Below are 19,246 nucleotides of genomic sequence, written 5' to 3' on the forward strand. Positions count from 1 at the left end.
GCGGGGCTTCGGCTTGTCCTGGTCGACCTTTGACCACGCGAACTTTCACCGAGGAGCCACCGACATGGTGCCGCAGCAGAAGACCAGCCCTATGCCCTTCCACCGTTATGAGCCCTTCGCTCCGGTGGACCTGCCGGACCGCACCTGGCCGACGAAGACCATCACCGAGGCGCCCCGCTGGCTGTCCACGGACCTGCGCGACGGCAACCAGGCGCTGATCGAGCCGATGGACTCCGCGCGCAAGCACGAGATGTTCCAGCTGCTGGTGCGCATGGGATACAAGGAGATCGAGGTCGGCTTCCCCTCCGCCAGCCAGACCGACTTCGACTTCGTACGGTCCCTGATCGAGGACGACCTGATCCCCGACGACGTCCAGATCTCCGTACTGACCCAGGCCCGCGAGGACCTGATCGAGCGCACCGTGCAGAGCCTGGTCGGCGCCAAGCGCGCCACCGTCCACCTGTACAACGCGACCGCGCCGACCTTCCGCCGCGTCGTCTTCCGGGTCGACCGGGAGGCCTGCAAGAACATCGCCGTCGAGGGCACCCGCCACGTCATGCGGTTCGCCGAGCAGTACCTGGGCGAGACCGAGTACTTCGGCTACGAGTACTCGCCCGAGATCTTCGTCGACACCGAACTGGACTTCGCCCTGGAGGTCTGCGAGGCGGTCATGGACGTCTGGCAGCCCGGCCCGGGCCGCGAGATCATCCTGAACCTGCCCGCCACGGTCGAGCGCGCCACCCCCAACGTCTACGCCGACCAGATCGAGTGGATGAGCCGCAACCTGACCCGTCGCGAGCACGTGGTCCTGTCCGTCCACCCGCACAACGACCGGGGCACCGGTGTGGCCTCCGCCGAACTGGCGGTCATGGGCGGGGCCGACCGCGTCGAGGGCTGCCTGTTCGGGCACGGTGAACGCACCGGCAACGTCTGCCTGGTCACCCTGGGGATGAACCTGTTCAGCCAGGGCGTGGACCCCGAGATCGACTTCTCCGACATCGACGAGATCCGCCGCACGGTCGAGCACTGCACCCAGCTGCCGGTCGCCCCGCGCCACCCCTACGGCGGCGACCTGGTCTACACGGCCTTCTCCGGCTCCCACCAGGACGCCATCAAGAAGGGCTTCACGGCGCTGGAGGAGACGGCGGAGGCCGCCGGGACCCCGGTCGACGAGTACACCTGGGACGTGCCCTACCTGCCGATCGACCCCAAGGACGTCGGGCGCAACTACGAGGCGGTCATCCGCGTCAACAGCCAGTCCGGCAAGGGCGGCGTCTCCTACATCATGCAGCGCGACCACTCGCTGGACCTGCCGCGTCGCCTGCAGATCGAGTTCTCCCAGGTCATCCAGGGCTTCACCGACGCCGAGGGCGGCGAGTTCCCGGCCGGGCGCATCTGGGAGATCTTCTCCGACACCTACCTGTCCGAGCAGGGCCCGGTCGCGGTGCTGGCCCACCGCTCCACCACCGCCGAGGACGGCACCTACCGGATCGAGGCCGACGCCCGCGTCAACGGCGAGATCCGCGAGCTGACCGGCACCGGCAACGGCCCGATCTCCGCCTTCTGCGACGCCCTGACCGACGTCGACGTCAAGGTCCGCGTCATGGACTACGTGGAGCACTCCATGGGCGGTGACGGCGAGGCCCGCGCCGCAGCCTACGTCGAGGCCGAGATCGACGGCCGCGTCGTGTGGGGCGTGGGTATCCACAGCAGCATCACGACGGCCTCGCTGAAGGCGCTGTGCAGCGCCATCGGCCGCGCCTGAGCCGACACCGACCCACCCGTGGGGCCCGCGACCGACACAGGTCGCGGGCCCCACGGCCGTCGCGGCTCCCCGAGCGGTGGCGGTGGCCTCCTCACACATGGGGGGGCGGGCCGCGCCCTCACGGGTGCGGCCCGCCCTTCGTGGTCCTCCGGCGTCCCGTTACTACTCCCAGCCGAACAACTGGGTCCACGCGTTGCCCGACTCGCCGACACCGATCGCGACGAGGTCGCAGTTGAGGATGTTGGCGCGGTGGCCCGGGCTGTTCATCCAGGCGTCCATCACCTGCTGGGCGTTCTGCTGTCCCTTGGCGACGTTCTCGGCGCCCCAGGCGTCGTAGCCGTGCCGGGCCGCCCGGTCCCCGGGACCCTCGCCCTCGGGGCTCTCGTGGGCCATGTAGCCCCGGGCGTCCATGTCCTCGCTGTGCTCCTGGGCGGCGGCGGTGAGCCTGTCGTCCACCCGCAGCGAGCCGCAGCCCGCGTCCGCGCGCTCGGAGTTCACCAGCTCCACGACCCGGGTGACCTGTGAGCTCGCCGCGGTGACCGAGTCGCCGCCGCTACCGCTGTCGGCGCTCCCACCGCTGCCGCTGCCCCCACTGCTCCCGCCGCCGCTCTCAGCGCGCTCCCCGCCGGTGTCCTCGGGGCTCTCCTCCTGCTCCTCCTCGGGGACGGCCGAGGCCGAGGCCGTGACCTCCGCCGCGACGGAGCCGTCCGTCCCGGGAGCGGACTCGCGGGGCGTGCCGGTGGGGTCCTCGAAGAAGTCCGAGCCGTCGTCGGCGTCCGGGGCGCGCACCGCGTCGCCCGTCGCGCCGCCGGAGTCGCCGGTGCCCTCGGACCCGGCGGAGGCCGCGGATCCGTCGGACGTGTTCGTGAACGGGTTCAGCCGGTCGGCCGGGTCGGTCACGAGGAGCGCCCCGGCCAGGACGGCCCCCACCGGGACCGCGGCGATGCCCGCCGCCAGGGGCAGGAGACGGTGTCGTCCGTCCCGGCCCGAGCGGCGTTCGTGAGCGCTCTTCCTGCGCTTGCCTCTGCGGCCACGCGCCATGTCGCTCTACCTCCGTGGGGATGGATGGATTTCGGGCTCTCCCAATGTGGGGTTTCGTCCCCTGCTCGGGACCGATCGGAGCGCCCTAGCGCGTGAGAGTAGAGCAATTATGATGAAAAGGAAATCCAAATCGTAACAAAGCAGGTCACGACAGGGGTGCTCCGGAGCGCCGCGGGGCTGGGGACGACGCCCGGGTGGTCGGTGCCATCCGCGACAATGGAGGAGTGAGTCTCTACCGCGACGAGGGCGTCGTTCTACGTACCCAGAAACTGGGCGAGGCCGACCGCATCGTCACCCTGCTGACCCGGCGCACCGGACTGGTCCGGGCCGTCGGCAAGGGCGTGCGCCGTACCAAGTCGCGCTTCGGCGCCCGTCTGGAACCGTGCACCCACGTGGACGTCCAACTCCACACCGGCAGGACCCTGGACGTCATCACCCAGGCCGAGACGCTGCGCCCCTACGGCGAGTCGGTGGTCTCCGACTACTCCCGCTACACGGCCGCCACCGCCATGCTGGAGACCGCGGAGAAGATCGTCGCCGTGGAGAAGGACCCGGCCCTGCGCCAGTTCCTCCTGCTCATCGGTGCCCTGCGCACCCTGGGGGAGGGGTCCCACGACTCCCGCCTGGTGCTCGACGCCTATCTGCTCCGCTCGCTGGCCGTGGCGGGGTACACCCCCGCGCTGGGGGAGTGCGCGCGCTGCGGCAGCAGGGGGGAGCACCGCGCGTTCGCGGTGCACGCCGGCGGTATGGTCTGCTCGGTGTGCCGTCCGCACGGCTCCGTGCACCCGTCGCCCGAGACGCCGAGACTGATGTCGGCGCTGCTCGGAGGGGACTGGGAGAGCGCGGACGCCAGTCAGGACCGGCACCGCTCCGAGTGCAGTGGGTTGGTCGCGGCCTATCTACAGTGGCACCTGGAGAACGGAATCCGATCACTGCGCCACGTGGAGCGTTCTTGAGCCTGTTCAACTTCGACGCCGACAAGCGGCGGCAGTACGCCGCGCCCGTCCCGCACCCCAGCGGGGCGCGACCGCCGGAGCTGCCCGCCGACCTCGTGCCCCGGCACGTGGCCGTGGTCATGGACGGCAACGGCCGCTGGGCCAAGGAGCGCGGGCTGCCGCGCACCGAGGGCCACAAGGCGGGGGAGTCCTCCCTCTTCGACGTGATCGAGGGCGCTCTGGAGATGGGCATCCCCAACCTGTCGGCGTACGCCTTCTCCACGGAGAACTGGAAGCGCTCGCCCGACGAGGTGCGCTTCCTGATGGGTTTCAACCGCGACACCATCCGCAACCGGCGCGACGAACTGCACGCCCGCGGCGTGCGGATCCGGTGGGCCGGGCGCGCCGGAATGCTGTGGAAGAGCGTCATCAAGGAACTCAAGGAAGCCGAGGAGCTGTCCAAGGACAACACCCGGATGACCCTGCAGTTCTGCGTCAACTACGGCGGGCGCGCGGAGATCGCCGACGCCGCCCGTGAACTGGCACGCCAGGCCGCGGCGGGCCGGATCTCCCCGGAGAAGATCACCGAGGACGCCATCGCCCGCCACATGTACGTGCCGGACATGCCGGACGTGGACCTGTTCGTGCGCTCCTCCGGCGAGCAGCGCACGTCCAACTTCCTGCTCTGGCAGTCCGCCTACGCCGAGTTCGTGTTCCTCGACACCCTCTGGCCCGACTTCGACCGCCGCCACCTGTGGCGGGCCTGTGAGATCTACGCGAGCCGGGATCGCCGCTACGGCGGCGCCGTGCCCAACCCGGTGGGCGACCCGGTGGGCGAGTCCGTTCCGGAAGAGGAGAAGTGACCGTGGGATCCGAGAACGCCGGGCTGCTGCGCCCGGGCATGTCAGTGGTGTCGGTGGGGGACAGCTTCACCGAGGGCGTGGGCGACCCCTACCCCGCGAACGCGCACGCGGACGGCACGGGAGCGGCCGAGGACGTGGTCTTCCGCGGCTGGGCCGACCGTCTCGCCGAGCACCTCGCCGACCACCTCGGCGAGATCCGCTACGCCAACCTGGCCGTACGCGGCAAGCTCATGCGCCAGATCGTCACCGACCAGGTCCCGGTCGCCCTGGAGATGGCCCCCGACCTGGTCACCCTGTGCGCGGGCGGCAACGACCTGCTGCGCCCGGCCGGCGACCCCGAGCGGATGGCCAAGGTGCTGGACGCCACGGTGGCCCGCCTGCGCGCCCAGGGCAGCCAGGTCGTGCTCTTCACCGGGGTCAACGTCTCCACCGGCTACATGCGCGGAACCATCGGCCTGTTCGCGCGCTACTACATGAACGTGCGCGCCATCGCCGACAAGTACGACTGCTTCCTCGTCGACCAGTGGTCGATGGGCGTCCTCACCGACTCCCGCGCCTGGGACGACGACCGGCTGCACATGTCGCCGGAGGGACACCGCCGCCTGGCGCTGCGCGTCGCCGAGGTGCTGGGCGTGCCCACGGCCGAGCGCTGGGACGCGCCCTGGCCCGAGACGACACCGGTGAGCTGGGCCCAGGCGCGCAAGGAGGACCTGACGTGGGTCCGCGAGTCCTTGGGGCCGTGGATCGGCCGCCGCCTGACCGGGCGCTCCTCGGGTGACTCGGTGACCCCCAAGCGCCCGGAGCTCACCCCGCTCACCAAGGACCGGAGCTGAACCGCGCGTGCGGCCACCGGTCCGGCCGCGTCGGCGTGCGCGCGGCTGAAAGCGACGCGCCGGTCATACTGTGATGTCTCGCCCAAAAGGGTGGAAAGCATCAACCTACTGTCGCGTAACCCCATGGTGGAGTTGCATCATCGTGCGTTATGAGCGGCTTTGGGAACAGTGATCTGACGCAGAAGGACATCATCTCCTACGTCGCCCTCGGTGACAGTTTCACCGAGGGCATGAGCGACCCCTACCCCGACAGCGACAGTGTGCCCAACGGCCGCTACCGGGGCTGGGCGGACCGGGTCGCCGAGCACCTGGCGCGCCACGTCGGCGAGGTCCGCTACGCCAACCTCGCCGTGCGCGGCAGGCTCGCCGGCCGCATCATGACCGAGCAGGTACCCCGGGCGGTCGAGCTCTCCCCGGACCTCATCACCCTGTGCGCGGGCGGCAACGACATCATCCGCCCCGGCGGCGACCCGGACGCCACCGCCCAGCTCGTCGAGGCCGGGGTGGCCCGGCTCAGCGGGACCGGTGCCCGCCTGGTGCTCTTCACCGGTTTCGACACCGGTTCCCTGTCGGTCATGCGCCACCTGCGCGGCAAGGTGTCCACGTACAACATGCACCTGCGCGCCATCGCGGACAAGTACGACTGCGACGTCGTCGACATGTGGAGCATGCGCGTGCTCTCCGACCCGCGTGCGTGGAGCTGGGACCGGCTGCACTTCTCGACCGAGGGGCACCGCCGCATCGCGCTGCGCGTGTGCGAGGTCCTGGGTGTGCCCGTGGACGAGGACTGGGGCGCGCCCTGGCCGCCGGCCGAGCCGCGCGACTGGCGGTCGGCCCGCCAGGAGGACCTGCACTGGGCCCGCGAGTACCTGGTGCCGTGGATCGGCCGCCGCCTCACCGGCCGTTCCTCCGGCGACGGTCTGAGCGCCAAGCGCCCCAACCTGGAGCCCTGCTCGCCCTGCGAGTGAGCCGACCGCGCCGCGGTGGGCGCCGAGCCCTCCTACGCGGGCGCCTTCGACCGGCAGAGCACGCCCTGGCCCGTTCGCCGACGGCGGCCTGACGGTCCACGGGCGCGGCCGAGGGCCGCGTCCGCGCGCTGACGAGTCGTGGGTGCCGGGGTCGGGCGGCCGCGGTGCGGCCGGAAGCGGAGGGCGGGGACGCGGCGCGGAAACACGTCGGCCAGGCGGGTGTGCGGCCCGACCGCTCCGTCCACGACCCGCCCGGTCGGCGCCGGGCGGCCTACGCCCACGAGGGCCGGGGCGGCCTGCCCGGCCCGACGGAGCCCGCCCGGTGGCGGGGCCGCCGAGTCAGGACGAGCAGCGCGGGCAGGTACCGAACACCTCGACCGTGTGCGTGACGTCGGTGAACCCGTGCTTGGCGCCGGTCTCTGCCGCCCAGGACTCGACCGTCGGGCCCTCGATCTCCACCGCGGTGCCGCATACGCGGCACACCAGGTGGTGGTGATGGGTCTCCGTTCCACAGGCCCGGTAGACGGCCTCGCCGTCGTCGTTGCGCAGTACGTCGATCTCGCCGGAGTCGCTCAGCGCCTGCAGGGCGCGGTAGACCGTGGTCAGGCCGATCTTGGAGCCATCGGCCCGCAGGTCCGCGTAGAGGTCCTGCGCGCTGCGGAAACCGGAGGACTCGGACAGTGTCTGGCGAACGGCCTCGCGTCGTGTACTCATGGTGTCATCCTCCCCGCGCGGTCTGGGGCATCGTATCGGCCTCGAACGGCCCCTCCGGTCGCCGGGGGCTTCCCGCGCGGCGCCGGCCCCGCCGACGGGCGAGCCCGGCGGAGGCGACGGCGACGCAGAACACCGACAGCGCGATCAACACGATGGTGGCGCCGGGCGCCAGGTCGGAGTAGAAGGCCGTGGACAACCCGCCGACCGAGGACACCAGGCCGATGGCCACGGCCAGCCCCATCGTCACCCGGAAACTCCTGGTCAACTGCTGTGCGGCGGCCACGGGCACGATCATCAGCGCGCTGACCATCAGCAGGCCCACCACACGCATCGCGATCACGACGGTCAGCGCGGCGGTGACCGCCAGCAGGATGCTCAGGAAGCGCACCGGCAGTCCGTGCGCGCGGGCGACGTCCTCGTCCTGGCACAGCACGAAGAGCTGGCGCCCGAACACCGCCACCACCGCCACGACGGCGGCGGCCAGCACGGCCACCACCCAGATGTCCTGTTCCTCCACGGTGCTCACCGAGCCGAACAGGTAGGCGGTCAGTGTCGCGTTGCTGGCACCGGGGGTCAGACCGATGAGCAGGACGCCGCCCGCGATACCGCCGTAGAACAGCAGAGCCAGGGCGACCTCCCCGCTGGCCCGCGTGCGCACCCGCACCGCCTCCATGAGGATGGCGCCCAGGGTGGCCACCGCGGCCGCGGTCAGGACGGGGGAGGTGCTGGTCAGCAGGCCCAGCGCCACGCCGGTCAGTGCGACGTGGCCGATGCCGTCGCCCAGCAGCGCGAGGCGGCGCTGGACGAGGAAGGTACCGATGACCGGGGTGACGAGTCCCACCAGTACGGCGGCGAGCAGCGCGCGGCGCATGAACTCGTACTGGAGAAGTTCAGTCACTGCCGGGTACCTCGAGTCGGATCAGGTCCGCGGGTGCGGGCTCCGCGCCGGCCGCCCGCGGGTCGGGGTCGTTGGGGTCGGGGTGGGGGTGCTGGTGCTCGTGCCCCGGGCGCGCGCACGCCCCGGTGGCGGCGGGCGCCCGGTGGCCGTCGTGCGCGATCCGGCCGTCGTCCAGGACGACGGCGCGCTCGATCACGTCCTCCAGAGGGCCCAGCTCGTGCAGGACCAGCACGACGGTGGCCCCGGTCCCGCGCAGGTGCTCGATGGTGCGTGCCAGCTCGCGCTGGTTCTCCGCGTCGACGCCGGCCATGGGCTCGTCCATGACGAAGGTGTCCGGTCGCCCGGCCAGCGCGCGGGCGATGAGCACGCGCTGCTGCTGGCCGCCCGACAGCTCCCGGACGGAGTCGCGCGCCCGGTCGGCCAGGCCGACGGTCTCCAGGGCCTCGTCGATGGCCGCGCGGTCGGCGCGGGTGGGCAGGGACAGCAGTCGGCGTGCGGCGACCTGGCCCGAGGCCACGATCTCGCGGACCGTGGCGGGGACCGCGCCGCCGGCGGTGAGCCGCTGGGGCACGTAGCCGATCCGGTGCCAGTCGCGGAAGCGCCGCAGCGGTGTTCCGTGGACCAGGATCCGGCCGGAGGAGAGCGGTGCGATGCCGAGCATCGCGCGCATGAGCGTGGACTTCCCCGACCCGTTGGGGCCCATGACGGCGATCGTCTGCCCCACGGGGACGTCGAGGTCCACGCCGTGGAGCACCGGCGTGCCGTCGTAGCCCACGACGGCGTCGGTGATCCGGAAGGCGGGTGGTACGTCGGGATCGTGGCCCGCGGCCCCCATGAACTGGTCAGACACCTGATCAGTATGCCGAAAACGAAAATGATTGTCAAAACGCGACGTAGGGGTCGCCGCCCGGCCGGGCCTCAGAACCCCAGGAACCGCGCCACCGTCAGCACCAGCACGACCACCACCATGATCACGCGCGGCACCCGCTGCTGCCGGTCCAGCGTGGGCCAGGTGAGGAACGCCAGCCAGGAGAAGAACACCGACACCGCGAGCAGGCACAGTGCGCCCACCAGGCCCGGTGCCATCAGGCCGGCGATGAACAGGGCGCCCAGTGCCAGCGGCGGCAGCCAGCGCGGCTGGCGGTGCAGCCACACGAGGGGGACGGCGCTGCGCCGTTCCACCGTCGCGCGCAGCCGTCCGGCTCCGGGGGTGTAGAACGCTTCGCCGTCGGGGAGGGGGCGGCCGGGAACGGGCCGCTGTTCGTCGCCGTGCTCGGGAGAGGCCATGCCGTCCGTTCCGCAGTCCGCCACCGTCGAGGCGTCGCCCGCACCGTGGTGCGCGACCCGCCTCCGGGCTCGTGATCGGTTGTCCAGCGGTCCGTCCCCCCGGGCGCGGCCGGGGGGTGAGCCGCTACGCGTTCCTGTGACATTTTAGGAGTCCGCGCCCCTCCAGGGGACCTCTCCGGGCATGGAATCAGGCCCGGTTCACCGCGTGGGCGCGGTCCTCCCACCAGCTACGAGCCCCTCGCGGCGCACGTGGGGTCAGGGATCCTCTACATTCGGTGGGTACTCGACTGACAGCGCGGACCGCGCCGCGTCCGCACGTTGCCCGTAGCGACGGACCCTTCGGAGGGTGTCAACTTCCGTGCCCGAACCCACAGTCATCGTGACGTTCGACGTCACCGAGCCCCACCTGCAGTACTGCCTCGACTCCCTGGCCCGCCAGCGCGAGGAGGGCGGCGCCACCGCGCCCGATCCGGCCCCGGGCTTCGAGGTCGTCCTCGTCCCGGTCCGCGCCGCCGGCGGGGACGGCTCCCGCCCCGCCGACTCCTCCGACGAGGAGGCGGGCGCCGACCCGTCCGGTGACGACGACGGCTCGGAGGAGAGCGAAACCGCCGAACGGGGCGAGCACGCCGACCACGGCGACGAGACGGTCGAGGACACCCGCGTGGACGCCCTGGCCGTCGCCAGGGCCTTCGCCGCGGCTCCGCCGCCCGGGCTGGCCGTGGTGCTCCCGGACACCGACCCCGCTCCGGACCGCCCCGCTGCGCGGGTGCGCGGTGCCGCCGCGGCTTCGGGCACCCACCTGCTCTTCCTCGACGGCGGTGACGCGCTCACCGGGTACGCGGTGTCCTACCTCGCCGCCAGCGCCGCCGACACCCGCTCCGACCTGGTCGTGGGCAATGTCTACCGGTTCAATGAGCTCGGTGCCTCCCCCTCCGGCTTCCACCGGAAGCTCTGCGGCAAGCACCACGTAGCGGAGGACCCCCGCGCCGTCCCCGCACTGGTGTCGGACTCCGCTCTGGGCAACAAGCTCTGGCTCCGGGAGTTCTGGAACTCGCTGACCGACCACGGCCTCGCCCCCGAGGACGCGGGCCTCGGGCTGCGCCGCGCCACCCTGGCGGCCGCGGCCGTCGACGTCCTGCCCGCGCCGGTGCTGCTCAAGCGCCAACGCGAGGCCACTCCCGTCCCACTGGAAGCACAGGCCCTCACACGCCGCCTCCAGGCCATGGGCGTCCTGGCCGCGAGCCTGAGCACCGCCGACCGGCAGCTCTGGGACCGCCCGCTCCTGCAGGGCGAGCTCCGCCAGCTCCTGCTGCGTCTCGAAGACGCCGACGAGGAGGTCCGCGAGCTCGTCCTCGACCTGCTCAACACCTACCTGGACCACGTGTCCCCGCGCCTGCTGCGCGGTCTGGGCGTCCTGGACCGCCTCCTGTACCACCTGGTGCGCAAGCGGCGCGCGGCCGACGTCGTGGAGGTCGCGACCTTCGCCAAGAGCGTGGAGATCAAGAAGGCGACCGTGGTCCGTCGCGGGCTCGGCTACTACATCCGCTACCCCTTCTTCGACGCCACCGACCCCGCCAAGGCCGTGCCGCGCGAGGTCTACCGGCTCGACGACGAGCTCAAGGTCCGCCAGAAGACCGAGGACGTCCACTGGAAGGACGGCCGCCTGCACATCAGCGGCCGTGTCGGCATCCGGCACCTGCGCGCCCGCAAGCGCTGGCAGCAGCACGTGGTCGCGTTCGCCGTCAACACCTCCACCCGGCGCCGGGTCCGGCTCCCCGTGCACACGCGCCTGGCCGCCGAGTACCGCCTCCCGGACCTGGTCGACGCCGCCCGCCACGACTACGGCGGGTTCACGGTCGTCCTCGACCCCCGCCGTCTGCGCTCGGGCGGGCGCTGGGAGCCCGGCGACTGGAAGGTCGAGCTGGTCGTGGTCAACCGCGGCCTGGCCCGCCGCAGGCTCATCGGCAACCCGGTCGCCGGTCCGCCCGAACGGCCCGGCTACCAGCAGATCGACGAGGACCTGTGGATCCGGCCCCGCTGGAACAGGGACCGCCAGCTGGTCGTCGCCGTCGAGCCGTCTCGCGCACGGATCACCGACCACCGCTACGACACCCGCACCGGAGAGCTCGAACTGGAGGGCGAACTGGTGTCGGCGCCCGCCGCCCGGGCCACCGAGCTGCGCCTGACCCGCCGGCCCGGCACCGCGGTGCTCAGCTATCCGCTGACGGCGCACGGCGGGCGGATCGGCGCCCGCGTGCGCGCGGCCGACCTGATCGACCGCAGCGTCACCGAGTGCGGCGGCGTCATCCGCCAGGAGGTGTGGGACGTCCACCTGGTCACCCCCGACCAGGAGAGCGTCGCGCCGGTCCTGCCCGACACCGTCAACGGGAGCACCTACGCCACCGAGGGCTCCCACCAGGAGCTGGTCGTGCAGCGCACCGCGACCGGCCATCTGGCCCTGCGCGCCGGGCACGCGCGCCCCGTGGTCGAGCGGGCCGCCTGGGAGGGGCGCCGGCTCGTCCTCAGCGGCGACTTCACCGCCGACGCCGACCTGCGGCTCGTGGCCAGGGCCCAGGGCCGCGACGAGGAGCACCAGTTGGAGGTGGAGCGTTCCGGAAGCCGCTTCACCGCCGAATTCGCCCCCGCCGACGTCCCCACCCTCTCCGGTGAGCTGTCCCTGGCCGCGGGCGGCTACCAGCTCTGGGGGCAGGTGCTCGACACCGGCGGGGCGGGCTCCACCGACGTCGGCGTGGAGTTCGCCGAGGACCTCATCTCGCACCTGCCGCTGGCACTGCAGACCTCCGAGCGCACCTACACGCTCTCCTACAAGGGCCACGGCCTGCCGATCCTGCGGGTCGGCACCGACCTGCGCCCCGCCGAGCGCGGTTCCTTCGCCCAGCGCGAGCTGCGCGAGACCTTCTATCCGGCCCAGAGGCTGGAGCCGGTCGTGGACGGCGTCCTGTTCGACACCTACACCGGCCGCCAGTACTCCGACAGCCCCCAGAGCATCTACGCCGAACTGCGCGGGCGCGAGCGCTGGGCCGACTACCCGATGTCCTGGCTGATCGCCGACGGACAGGTGCGCCCGCCGGCGGACCTGGCCCCGGTGCGCCACCGCGGCCGCGAGTACTACGAGGCCCTCGCCCGCAGCCGCTACCTCGTGACCAACTCCCGCCAGCCGGTGTGGTTCCACCGACGGCCCGACCAGGTCGTCGTGCAGACCTGGCACGGGTCGATGCTCAAGCGGATCGGCTTCGACGTCGAGAACATCCGGGGCAAGTCCCGCGACTACTTCGAGATGCTCGCGTGGGAGACCCGGCAGTGGGACTACCTCGTCTCGCCCAGCCCCTGGGCCACGCCCATCCTGCGCAGCGCCTTCCGTTTCGAGGGCGAGATCCTGGAGACCGGCTACCCGCGCAACGACATCTTCTTCTCGCCCGACAGGGAGGAAGTCGCCGAGCGCACGCGGCGCCGCCTCGGCCTGCCCGAGGGCAAGAAGGTCGTGCTCTACGCGCCCACCTGGCGGGACGACAAGTACTACACGCGCGGCAAGCACAAGCTGGACCTGCACCTGGACCTGCGGCGGATGTACGAGAAGCTGGGCGACGACCACGTCCTCCTGGTCCGCCGCCACCCGAGGGTCGTGGACAGCGTCCCGATCGTGGGGAAGGACTTCGTCTACGACGTCTCCCTCTACCCGGAGATCATGGAGCTGTTCCTGGTCACCGACGTCCTCATCACCGACTACTCGTCGATGATGTTCGACTTCGCCAACACCGGCAGGCCCATGCTGTTCTTCACCTACGACCTGGAGAGCTACCGGGACAACCTGCGCGGGTTCTACTTCGACTTCGAGGAGACCGCGCCGGGCCCGCTGCTGACCAGGTCGGACGACGTCATCGCGGCCCTCCAGGACATCGGCCGCGTCGCCGAGGAGCACCAGGGCAGCTACCGGTCGTTCGTCGACCAGTTCTGCCCGCTGGACGACGGCCACGCCGCGGAGCGCGTCGTGGACCGGGTCTTCGGCAAGGACTGACCGCTCCTCGGGCCCCGCACGCGCGACGCCGCACGGGCACCGACCCGGAAGGGCCCTTCCGGGTCGGTGCCCGTGCGCGCGGTCAGGTCGGCGGGGCCGGGGCCTCCACACCGACCCGTTCGGGCGCGGCGGGTCCGCAGGATGGGCCAGAATGGTGGCGTGATCGTCATCACCCGCTACTCCGTGCCCGAGGCCGACACCGAGGCCTTCCAGTCCGACGCCGCGGTCGCCGTCGAGGTGCTCTCCCGCCGTCCCGGCTTCCTGGGACACCGGCTGGGCAGGGCCGCCGATGATCCCTCCCTGTGGACCGTGGTCACCGAGTGGGAGGGTGCCGGGTTCTACCGCCGGGCGCTCTCCGACTTCGACGTCAAGGTCCACGCCGTGCCCCTGCTCTCCCGCGCCATCGACGAACCGACCGCCTTCGAGCTCCTCACCAGCGCCGGTTCCCGTCGCTGAGCGGGCCGGGCGCGGACCAGGCCCCGCGCCACTGTGGAAATCGTGCGCACCAGGGTCTCCGCGTGCTCTAGCCTGGGTGGACGCGGCCGCCTGACGTGCCACTCCCTGATTCGTCACGCGTTTCGCGCCCCGACCACAACGATGTATCGCGCACCGCGATCCACCGACCGCCAGCCGGATGGAGAGTCACCCATGGCCGCCAAGTCAGAGGCAATGGACGCACTGGTCAACCTCGCCAAGCGCCGAGGCCTGGTCTACCCCTCGAGCGAGATCTACGGTGGCCTGCGCGCCGCCTGGGACTACGGCCCCCTGGGCGTGGAGCTCAAGGCCAACGTCAAGCGCCAGTGGTGGCGCTCCATGGTGCAGGAGCGCGACGACATCGTCGGCCTCGACTCCAGCGTCATCCTGGCCCGCGAGGTCTGGGAGGCCTCCGGCCACGTCAAGGCGTTCGTCGACCCGCTGACCGAGTGCCAGTCCTGCCACAAGCGCTTCCGGGCCGACCACCTCATCGAGGCCTACGAGGAAAAGCACGGCCGCGAGCCCGAGGAGGGCCTGAAGGCCCTGGCCTGCCCCAACTGCGGCGCCAAGGACTCCTTCACCGAGCCGCGCATGTTCAACGGCCTGCTGCGCACCCACCTGGGCCCGGTCCAGGACGAGAAGGGCCTGGCCTACCTGCGCCCGGAGACCGCCCAGGGCATCTTCGTCAACTACAAGAACGTCGAGCAGAGCGCCCGCCGCAAGATCCCGTTCGGCATCGGCCAGATCGGCAAGTCGTTCCGCAACGAGATCACGCCCGGCAACTTCATCTTCCGGACCCGCGAGTTCGAGCAGATGGAGATGGAGTTCTTCGTCCGTCCGGGCAGTGACGAGGAGTGGCACCAGTACTGGATCGACACCCGTCACCAGTGGTACCTGGACCTGGGTATCGCCAAGGACAACCTGCGCCTGTACGAGCACCCGAAGGAGAAGCTGTCCCACTACTCCACCCGAACCGTGGACATCGAGTACCGGTTCAACTTCCAGGGTGGCGAGTGGGGTGAGCTGGAGGGCATCGCCAACCGCACCGACTACGACCTGCGGACCCACTCGGAGGCCTCGGGCACCGACCTGTCCTTCTTCGACCAGGAGAAGAACGAGCGCTACTTCCCGTACGTCATCGAGCCCGCGGCCGGTGTCGACCGCACGGTCCTCACCTTCATGCTCGACGCCTACAACGTCGACGAGGCGCCCAACGCCAAGGGCAAGCTGGAGAAGCGCGCCGTGATGCGCCTGGACCCGCGCCTGTCACCGGTCAAGGTCGCCGTGCTGCCGCTGTCGCGCAACACCGACCTGTCGCCGAAGGCGCGCGACCTGGCGGCCGCGCTGCGCAAGCGCTGGAACGTGGAGTTCGACGACGCCGGCGCCATCGGCCGCCGCTACCGCCGCCAGGACGAGATCGGCACCCCGTTCTGCGTCACGGTGGACTTCGACACCCTGGAGGACAACGCGGTGACCGTGCGCGAGCGCGACACCATGTCCCAGGAGCGCGTCTCCCTCGACCAGGTGGAGATGTACCTGGTCGAGCGCCTCCCCGGCTGCTAGGGCACCTGAGCGAGCGACGGCCGCCCGCCCCCGGGCCAGGGGGCGGGCGGCCGCGTGCTGAGGTGATCACGGAAGGATCTGCGACGATCACCGCCGCGGTGATACCGGGGTCGTCGTGCACCGCCCGCCAGGCGTCGACCAGATTCCCTCCGGAGGCGTCAGAGTGTGCCGGAAGCGGAGTACGGCCCGCCCGCTTGGCGCTGGCCTCGTGCTTCTTCCGGGGAGCCAGAAGGCAGGCTGGCGGGCCGTTGGGCACTGGGTGTGCTGGCGCTGTGCCAGAATTTCACCCAATACGCACGAATCACCACACAGGGCATCGGTAAACGGTTACGCTCCTTACGGAGCCACGCGAACAATGTGGGCCGCCTCCTCCTCCCCCCGAGCACGGAGTACCGATGAACGCCGTCCCACCGGACGACCCCCGGCCGCGAACCGTCGACAGTATGGCCGCGCGAGTCGTCTCCCGATGCGCTCCTGCGGAGTCCGACTACTATCCCGTGGTCAGAGACGAGTTCTTCGCCCGCGGCGCAGCGCCGCGCCGTCCGGGCGACGACCCTCTGGGGTTCGGCGCGGTCGCCGTTGGTGTGGTTGCCGGAATCGTCCTGACCGTCCTCAACGAGCTGATCGTCGGGTCGTTGACCGACGTGTTGCGCCCCTGGTGGGACCGGGCGTGGCGGGCCGCGCTGCGCCGTCTGAGGCGGGGAGCCGCCCAGCGCCTCACCCCGGAGACGGAACTACCCGTTCTCCCGGCGGCGAGCGTCCCCGACGTGGCCGCGGCCATTACCAAGCACGCCGTGCGCTCCGGGCTCTCGCCTGAGGACGCGGCGCGGCTCACGCGCGAACTGGTGGCCGAACTCGCCGAGGGCGGGTGGGACTCGAAGCCGGACGACGGGGAGGAGGATGCGGCCTGACGCGCGCTTCGACCCGTTCGTCCTGCCGTCCGCCACCAGCCTGCGTTTCGGCCTGCTGATCATCGGCGCGGCGGTCGGAGCCATGTACATCACGCTCTGGCAGGTCGCCCTGCTCGAACTCGCCGGGGTCCCATCGATTCTTGACCCTGCCGCCTGCTCAGCCCGGGCCCGCGCCGACGCGGGAGCCGTTCCGGACGGGGTGCTGCTGGACGACTACTTGTCCTGTGCGGCAGGGCAGGAGAAGCGTCTCGTGGCGATCATGCTCGGGGGCGCTCCCGTGTGGGCCGCCCTCACCGTTGCCGTGTACGCTGCCTATCCTCTGCTCCTGCGGCTCCGGCTGCGCCCGATTCCCGTCGGCGACGACGATCCCCGGCTTCAGAGGGCCGAAGGCGACCTCCGGGCGGTGCTCGGTGACCGTGGCCGCGACCGTGTCCAGGTGCTGGTCACGCTCGGGACGGCGAACGGAGCCCGCGCCTTCGGCGCCTTCGGCCGTTACTCGGTCGCCGTCGACAGCACTCTGCTCGCCGCGCGTGGTGATTCCGACCTGGACCGGCAGTGCTCGGCGGTGCTCCGGCACGAGGCCGCCCACCTGCGCAACCGCGACATCGACATCACCTACCTGACCATCGGGGCCTGGTGGAGCTTCCTCGTGCTGCTGGCCCTCACCATGGCCGCCCACGCCGCCGTGGTCGCGACGGCGCGGAGCGCGGGTGATGCGCTCTCCCTCATCGTGGTGACCCTGCTTCCGCTCGCCGTGGCGGCCGTCCCCCTCCTGCTGCTCCAGCCGGCGCGCGCCCTCGTCCTGCGCACCCGCGAGCACTACGCCGACGTCCGCGCCGCCGGCTCCCCGGGCACCGCCTCCGCGCTCCGGTCCGCGTTCGTCGCCATGGCCGAGGGGCGGCCACGGGAAAGCGCCTGGCAGCGGGCACGTTCCTACCACCCCCGACCGCGGGACAGGGCCGAAACGCTCCGCGACCCGCGGCGCCTGGCGCGGGTCCGCCCGGCCGACCTGCTGACCGCCGGTCTGATCCTCGGCGCCGGACAGCCGTATCTCGGTACGGCCGGGAGGCTGGTGACCGAGGGCGAGGCGAGTCTCGGCATGCTAGCCGTCGCGGTCCTCCTCGGCGCCGTGGTCGGTGTCGTGGTCGCCGCCATCGTCTGGAACGCGGTCTGCGCGTCGACCGGTGACCCACTGCGCCTGGGGCGGTGCGCGGCGCTCCTCGCCGGCGGGATCGCCGTGGGCGTATCGGTGCCGCATCCGTACGTTCCCTGGGGCTGGTCCTCCACCAGCGCCGCGCCCGTCGTCACCACCGCCGTCTCGGTCCTCGCGCTGTGGCTGACCTGCCTGCTCTTCCTGGTGTGGAGCGCGATGTGCGCCCGCCGCTGGCTGTCCTCCTCCGCACCGCCACGCCTGGCGTGCGTCCTCGGGTTGGGCTGCGCGGGTGCGGTGTTCGGGTGCCTGTTCGCGCTGTGGGTGACCTTCGACGGGATCCTGGGCACGTTCGTGGTCCCGGGACCGAGCTCCGTGGCGATGAGCCTGTTCAGCGTGGGGTCCGTGTGGCCCCTGCCGCTGGCCGCGGGTTTCATGGCGGTGGGCGTCCTCGCCGTTCCCGCCCAGGAGGCCCGGCTCGCGGCCGCATGGGTGCTCCGGGCCTGCGGTGGCGTCACCATCGTCTTCACGCTCCTGGTGGCCCTTGCCGCCACTGCGACGAGTGACGCGCCCACTCTGCTCGCGTTGATCGTGGCACTGACGCTGCTGCTGGCCGCTGCCGCCTCCGCAGTGCTCGGCGTCCGCCGGGGCGGCCGGGGACGGGCCGGGGTCGTCGCGTGCGCGGCGGGCGCGATGGCGTGCACGGCGGGGTTCCTCGAACCCGCCGCCTTCGAGTCAGGAGTGTGGGCCGCCTGCCTGGGGTGGGGAGGGGTGCTGTCGTGCTCGGCCGCCCTGGGGAACTCCGTGCTGACCGCTTACGGCTCGAATGGCGGCCTCGCCGCGCTCTCCGTGTCCGCGCTGCTGCTCGTCTGCGTGCCTGCAGCTGCGGCGGGATCGGCGGTGCGCGCACGCGTCGACCGGCGTCGTGGGAGGGGACCCGGGGCATGGCCCGGGCGGCCGGGACTCGGTCATCAGGCGATCGCGGTGGCGGCGGTCGCGACGGCAGCGGCCTTCGTCGCGGTCTTCCACGCCGGGCCTGTCGGCGAGCCGATCGACGCCTTCGGACCGGAGGAACGCAGGGCACTGCGGGCGGCGGTGGTGCCCGGCAGCACGGACGGCGACGAGGCGTGCCAGGCGGTGCTCGGTGTCCACGACTCGGCCGCGCGCGGGGACATGTCCCACGAGAGCTGGTCGTCCACGCTGGTCACGCTCGCCTCCAGCGGTGATCCCGCCCTCGCCGCCTTCGGGCGGGCCATGCTCAACGGCGCCGATCATTCCTACACGAGGTTCTTCCAATTGGTGGACAACTACTGCTCCGCCACCGGGGCTCCGTCTGCGTGACGTGGGCGCGTCAGGGGACTGAACGGCGAGCCACCCGGAATCCGTCCAGGGCGTGGCTCCACCGCCTGGGCCGCGAGATGAGCAGAGCCTATCTCGATGCGACACCCCTGGCCAGCGCTACTCCGCATCAGTTCGTGGACGTGGAGAGATGCCGGAACACCGCGCCGGGTTCACTCGCTGATCCGTACGGTTGAGCGGTCCTCACGCTCCCACGGCTGCTTTTGGTTTTCTACTTGGAGTAGTAGAAGTACCAGTTGCCGAAGAAGGCCGGCGACTGAAAGCAGTAGCTCTCGATCTCGTAGTAGCGGTCGTACTCGCCCCTCGCGATCTTGCAGTCGCGCTCGGAGTAGTAGGGACCGGCGGTGTGTAGGGAGGCCGCGCTGGCTGTCCCACTCGCAGAGAAAGCCATCAACAGGGCGAAGAGGACAACGGCCAGCCCTCGGGACAAGCGCTTCATCTGGCACCTC

At 71.6% G+C, this 19,246-nt stretch carries 16 protein-coding genes; 10 read left to right on the forward strand and 6 right to left on the reverse strand.

Going from position 1 to position 19,246, the window contains the following annotated elements:
* Positions 1–64 precede the first annotated feature (64 nt).
* Positions 65–1,765 (forward strand): 2-isopropylmalate synthase, encoded by a 1,701-nt coding sequence (gene leuA / locus M1P99_RS19820; protein ID WP_304454098.1) that lies wholly within the window; start codon positions 65–67, stop codon positions 1,763–1,765.
* A 162-nt stretch (positions 1,766–1,927) separates the two neighbouring features.
* Here leuA and M1P99_RS19825 read toward each other — a convergent pair whose 3' ends face one another.
* On the reverse strand, positions 1,928–2,806 hold the full coding sequence (locus tag M1P99_RS19825) for a CAP domain-containing protein (protein ID WP_304454099.1): 879 nt from the start codon (positions 2,804–2,806) through the stop codon (positions 1,928–1,930).
* Positions 2,807–3,030: 224 nt separating this feature from the next.
* Between M1P99_RS19825 and recO the strand changes: the two genes are divergently transcribed.
* From recO to M1P99_RS19845, 4 genes are all read left to right on the forward strand, one after another.
* Positions 3,031–3,762 carry a DNA repair protein RecO gene (gene recO / locus M1P99_RS19830; RefSeq protein ID WP_304454100.1) on the forward strand — a complete coding sequence of 244 codons (732 nt, stop codon included), beginning with the start codon at positions 3,031–3,033 and terminating at the stop codon, positions 3,760–3,762.
* A complete protein-coding gene (locus tag M1P99_RS19835; protein ID WP_304454101.1) occupies positions 3,759–4,604 on the forward strand; it encodes an isoprenyl transferase in 846 nt (281 codons plus the stop codon). Before recO ends, M1P99_RS19835 begins: the two co-directional genes overlap by 4 nt.
* A 38-nt stretch (positions 4,605–4,642) precedes the next feature.
* Complete coding sequence (locus tag M1P99_RS19840; RefSeq protein WP_304455760.1) at positions 4,643–5,437, forward strand: SGNH/GDSL hydrolase family protein; 795 nt, start codon at positions 4,643–4,645, stop codon at positions 5,435–5,437.
* A 149-nt stretch (positions 5,438–5,586) separates the two neighbouring features.
* On the forward strand, positions 5,587–6,405 hold the full coding sequence (locus M1P99_RS19845; RefSeq protein ID WP_304454102.1) for an SGNH/GDSL hydrolase family protein: 819 nt from the start codon (positions 5,587–5,589) through the stop codon (positions 6,403–6,405).
* A gap of 339 nt (positions 6,406–6,744) precedes the next feature.
* Here the strand turns inward: M1P99_RS19845 and M1P99_RS19850 are convergent, their stop codons facing one another.
* The 4 genes from M1P99_RS19850 to M1P99_RS19865 form a co-directional block, all read right to left on the reverse strand.
* Entirely contained in the window at positions 6,745–7,119 is a 375-nt protein-coding gene (locus tag M1P99_RS19850; RefSeq protein ID WP_179821728.1) for a Fur family transcriptional regulator, read from the reverse strand.
* Between the two features lie 4 nt (positions 7,120–7,123).
* Positions 7,124–8,017, reverse strand: coding sequence for a metal ABC transporter permease (locus M1P99_RS19855; RefSeq protein ID WP_304454103.1), 894 nt, complete (start codon positions 8,015–8,017; stop codon positions 7,124–7,126).
* A complete protein-coding gene (locus M1P99_RS19860; protein ID WP_304455761.1) occupies positions 8,010–8,852 on the reverse strand; it encodes a metal ABC transporter ATP-binding protein in 843 nt (280 codons plus the stop codon). The genes M1P99_RS19855 and M1P99_RS19860 overlap by 8 nt, the downstream gene beginning before the upstream one ends.
* Positions 8,853–8,935: 83 nt before the next feature.
* Complete coding sequence (locus M1P99_RS19865) at positions 8,936–9,304, reverse strand: DUF6703 family protein (RefSeq protein WP_304454104.1); 369 nt, start codon at positions 9,302–9,304, stop codon at positions 8,936–8,938.
* A gap of 358 nt (positions 9,305–9,662) precedes the next feature.
* Between M1P99_RS19865 and M1P99_RS19870 the strand changes: the two genes are divergently transcribed.
* The 5 genes from M1P99_RS19870 (at position 9,663) to M1P99_RS19890 (ending at position 18,779) form a co-directional block, all read left to right on the forward strand.
* Positions 9,663–13,340 (forward strand): CDP-glycerol glycerophosphotransferase family protein, encoded by a 3,678-nt coding sequence (locus M1P99_RS19870; protein WP_304454105.1) that lies wholly within the window; start codon positions 9,663–9,665, stop codon positions 13,338–13,340.
* Between the two features lie 159 nt (positions 13,341–13,499).
* Positions 13,500–13,796 (forward strand): antibiotic biosynthesis monooxygenase, encoded by a 297-nt coding sequence (locus M1P99_RS19875; RefSeq protein ID WP_304454106.1) that lies wholly within the window; start codon positions 13,500–13,502, stop codon positions 13,794–13,796.
* 192 nt (positions 13,797–13,988) lie between these two features.
* The gene (locus tag M1P99_RS19880; protein WP_304454107.1) at positions 13,989–15,377 is read left to right on the forward strand and encodes a glycine--tRNA ligase; all 1,389 of its coding nucleotides are present in this window, start codon (positions 13,989–13,991) and stop codon (positions 15,375–15,377) included.
* 443 nt (positions 15,378–15,820) lie between these two features.
* Positions 15,821–16,288 (forward strand): hypothetical protein, encoded by a 468-nt coding sequence (locus M1P99_RS19885; protein ID WP_304454108.1) that lies wholly within the window; start codon positions 15,821–15,823, stop codon positions 16,286–16,288.
* On the forward strand, positions 16,278–18,779 hold the full coding sequence (locus M1P99_RS19890) for a M48 family metalloprotease (RefSeq protein WP_304454109.1): 2,502 nt from the start codon (positions 16,278–16,280) through the stop codon (positions 18,777–18,779). Before M1P99_RS19885 ends, M1P99_RS19890 begins: the two co-directional genes overlap by 11 nt.
* A 229-nt stretch (positions 18,780–19,008) precedes the next feature.
* Here the strand turns inward: M1P99_RS19890 and M1P99_RS19895 are convergent, their stop codons facing one another.
* Entirely contained in the window at positions 19,009–19,188 is a 180-nt protein-coding gene (locus M1P99_RS19895) for a hypothetical protein (protein WP_304454110.1), read from the reverse strand.
* Between the last annotated feature and the right edge of the window lie 58 nt (positions 19,189–19,246).

The sequence above is a fragment of the Nocardiopsis sp. YSL2 genome, from assembly GCF_030555055.1.
GTDB lineage: Bacteria > Actinomycetota > Actinomycetes > Streptosporangiales > Streptosporangiaceae > Nocardiopsis.

What these genes read in the sequence shown, in the direction of transcription:
- leuA (WP_304454098.1), top strand. Translation starts at nt 65, where the DNA reads ATGGTGCCGCAGCAGAAGACCAGCCCTATGCCCTTCCACCGTTATGAG.
- M1P99_RS19825 (WP_304454099.1), bottom strand. Translation starts at nt 2,806, where the DNA reads ATGGCGCGTGGCCGCAGAGGCAAGCGCAGGAAGAGCGCTCACGAACGC.
- M1P99_RS19840 (WP_304455760.1), top strand. Translation starts at nt 4,643, where the DNA reads ATGTCAGTGGTGTCGGTGGGGGACAGCTTCACCGAGGGCGTGGGCGAC.
- M1P99_RS19845 (WP_304454102.1), top strand. Translation starts at nt 5,587, where the DNA reads ATGAGCGGCTTTGGGAACAGTGATCTGACGCAGAAGGACATCATCTCC.
- M1P99_RS19850 (WP_179821728.1), bottom strand. Translation starts at nt 7,119, where the DNA reads ATGAGTACACGACGCGAGGCCGTTCGCCAGACACTGTCCGAGTCCTCC.
- M1P99_RS19860 (WP_304455761.1), bottom strand. Translation starts at nt 8,852, where the DNA reads ATGGGGGCCGCGGGCCACGATCCCGACGTACCACCCGCCTTCCGGATC.
- M1P99_RS19865 (WP_304454104.1), bottom strand. Translation starts at nt 9,304, where the DNA reads ATGGCCTCTCCCGAGCACGGCGACGAACAGCGGCCCGTTCCCGGCCGC.
- M1P99_RS19880 (WP_304454107.1), top strand. Translation starts at nt 13,989, where the DNA reads ATGGCCGCCAAGTCAGAGGCAATGGACGCACTGGTCAACCTCGCCAAG.
- M1P99_RS19885 (WP_304454108.1), top strand. Translation starts at nt 15,821, where the DNA reads ATGGCCGCGCGAGTCGTCTCCCGATGCGCTCCTGCGGAGTCCGACTAC.
- M1P99_RS19890 (WP_304454109.1), top strand. Translation starts at nt 16,278, where the DNA reads ATGCGGCCTGACGCGCGCTTCGACCCGTTCGTCCTGCCGTCCGCCACC.
- M1P99_RS19895 (WP_304454110.1), bottom strand. Translation starts at nt 19,188, where the DNA reads ATGGCTTTCTCTGCGAGTGGGACAGCCAGCGCGGCCTCCCTACACACC.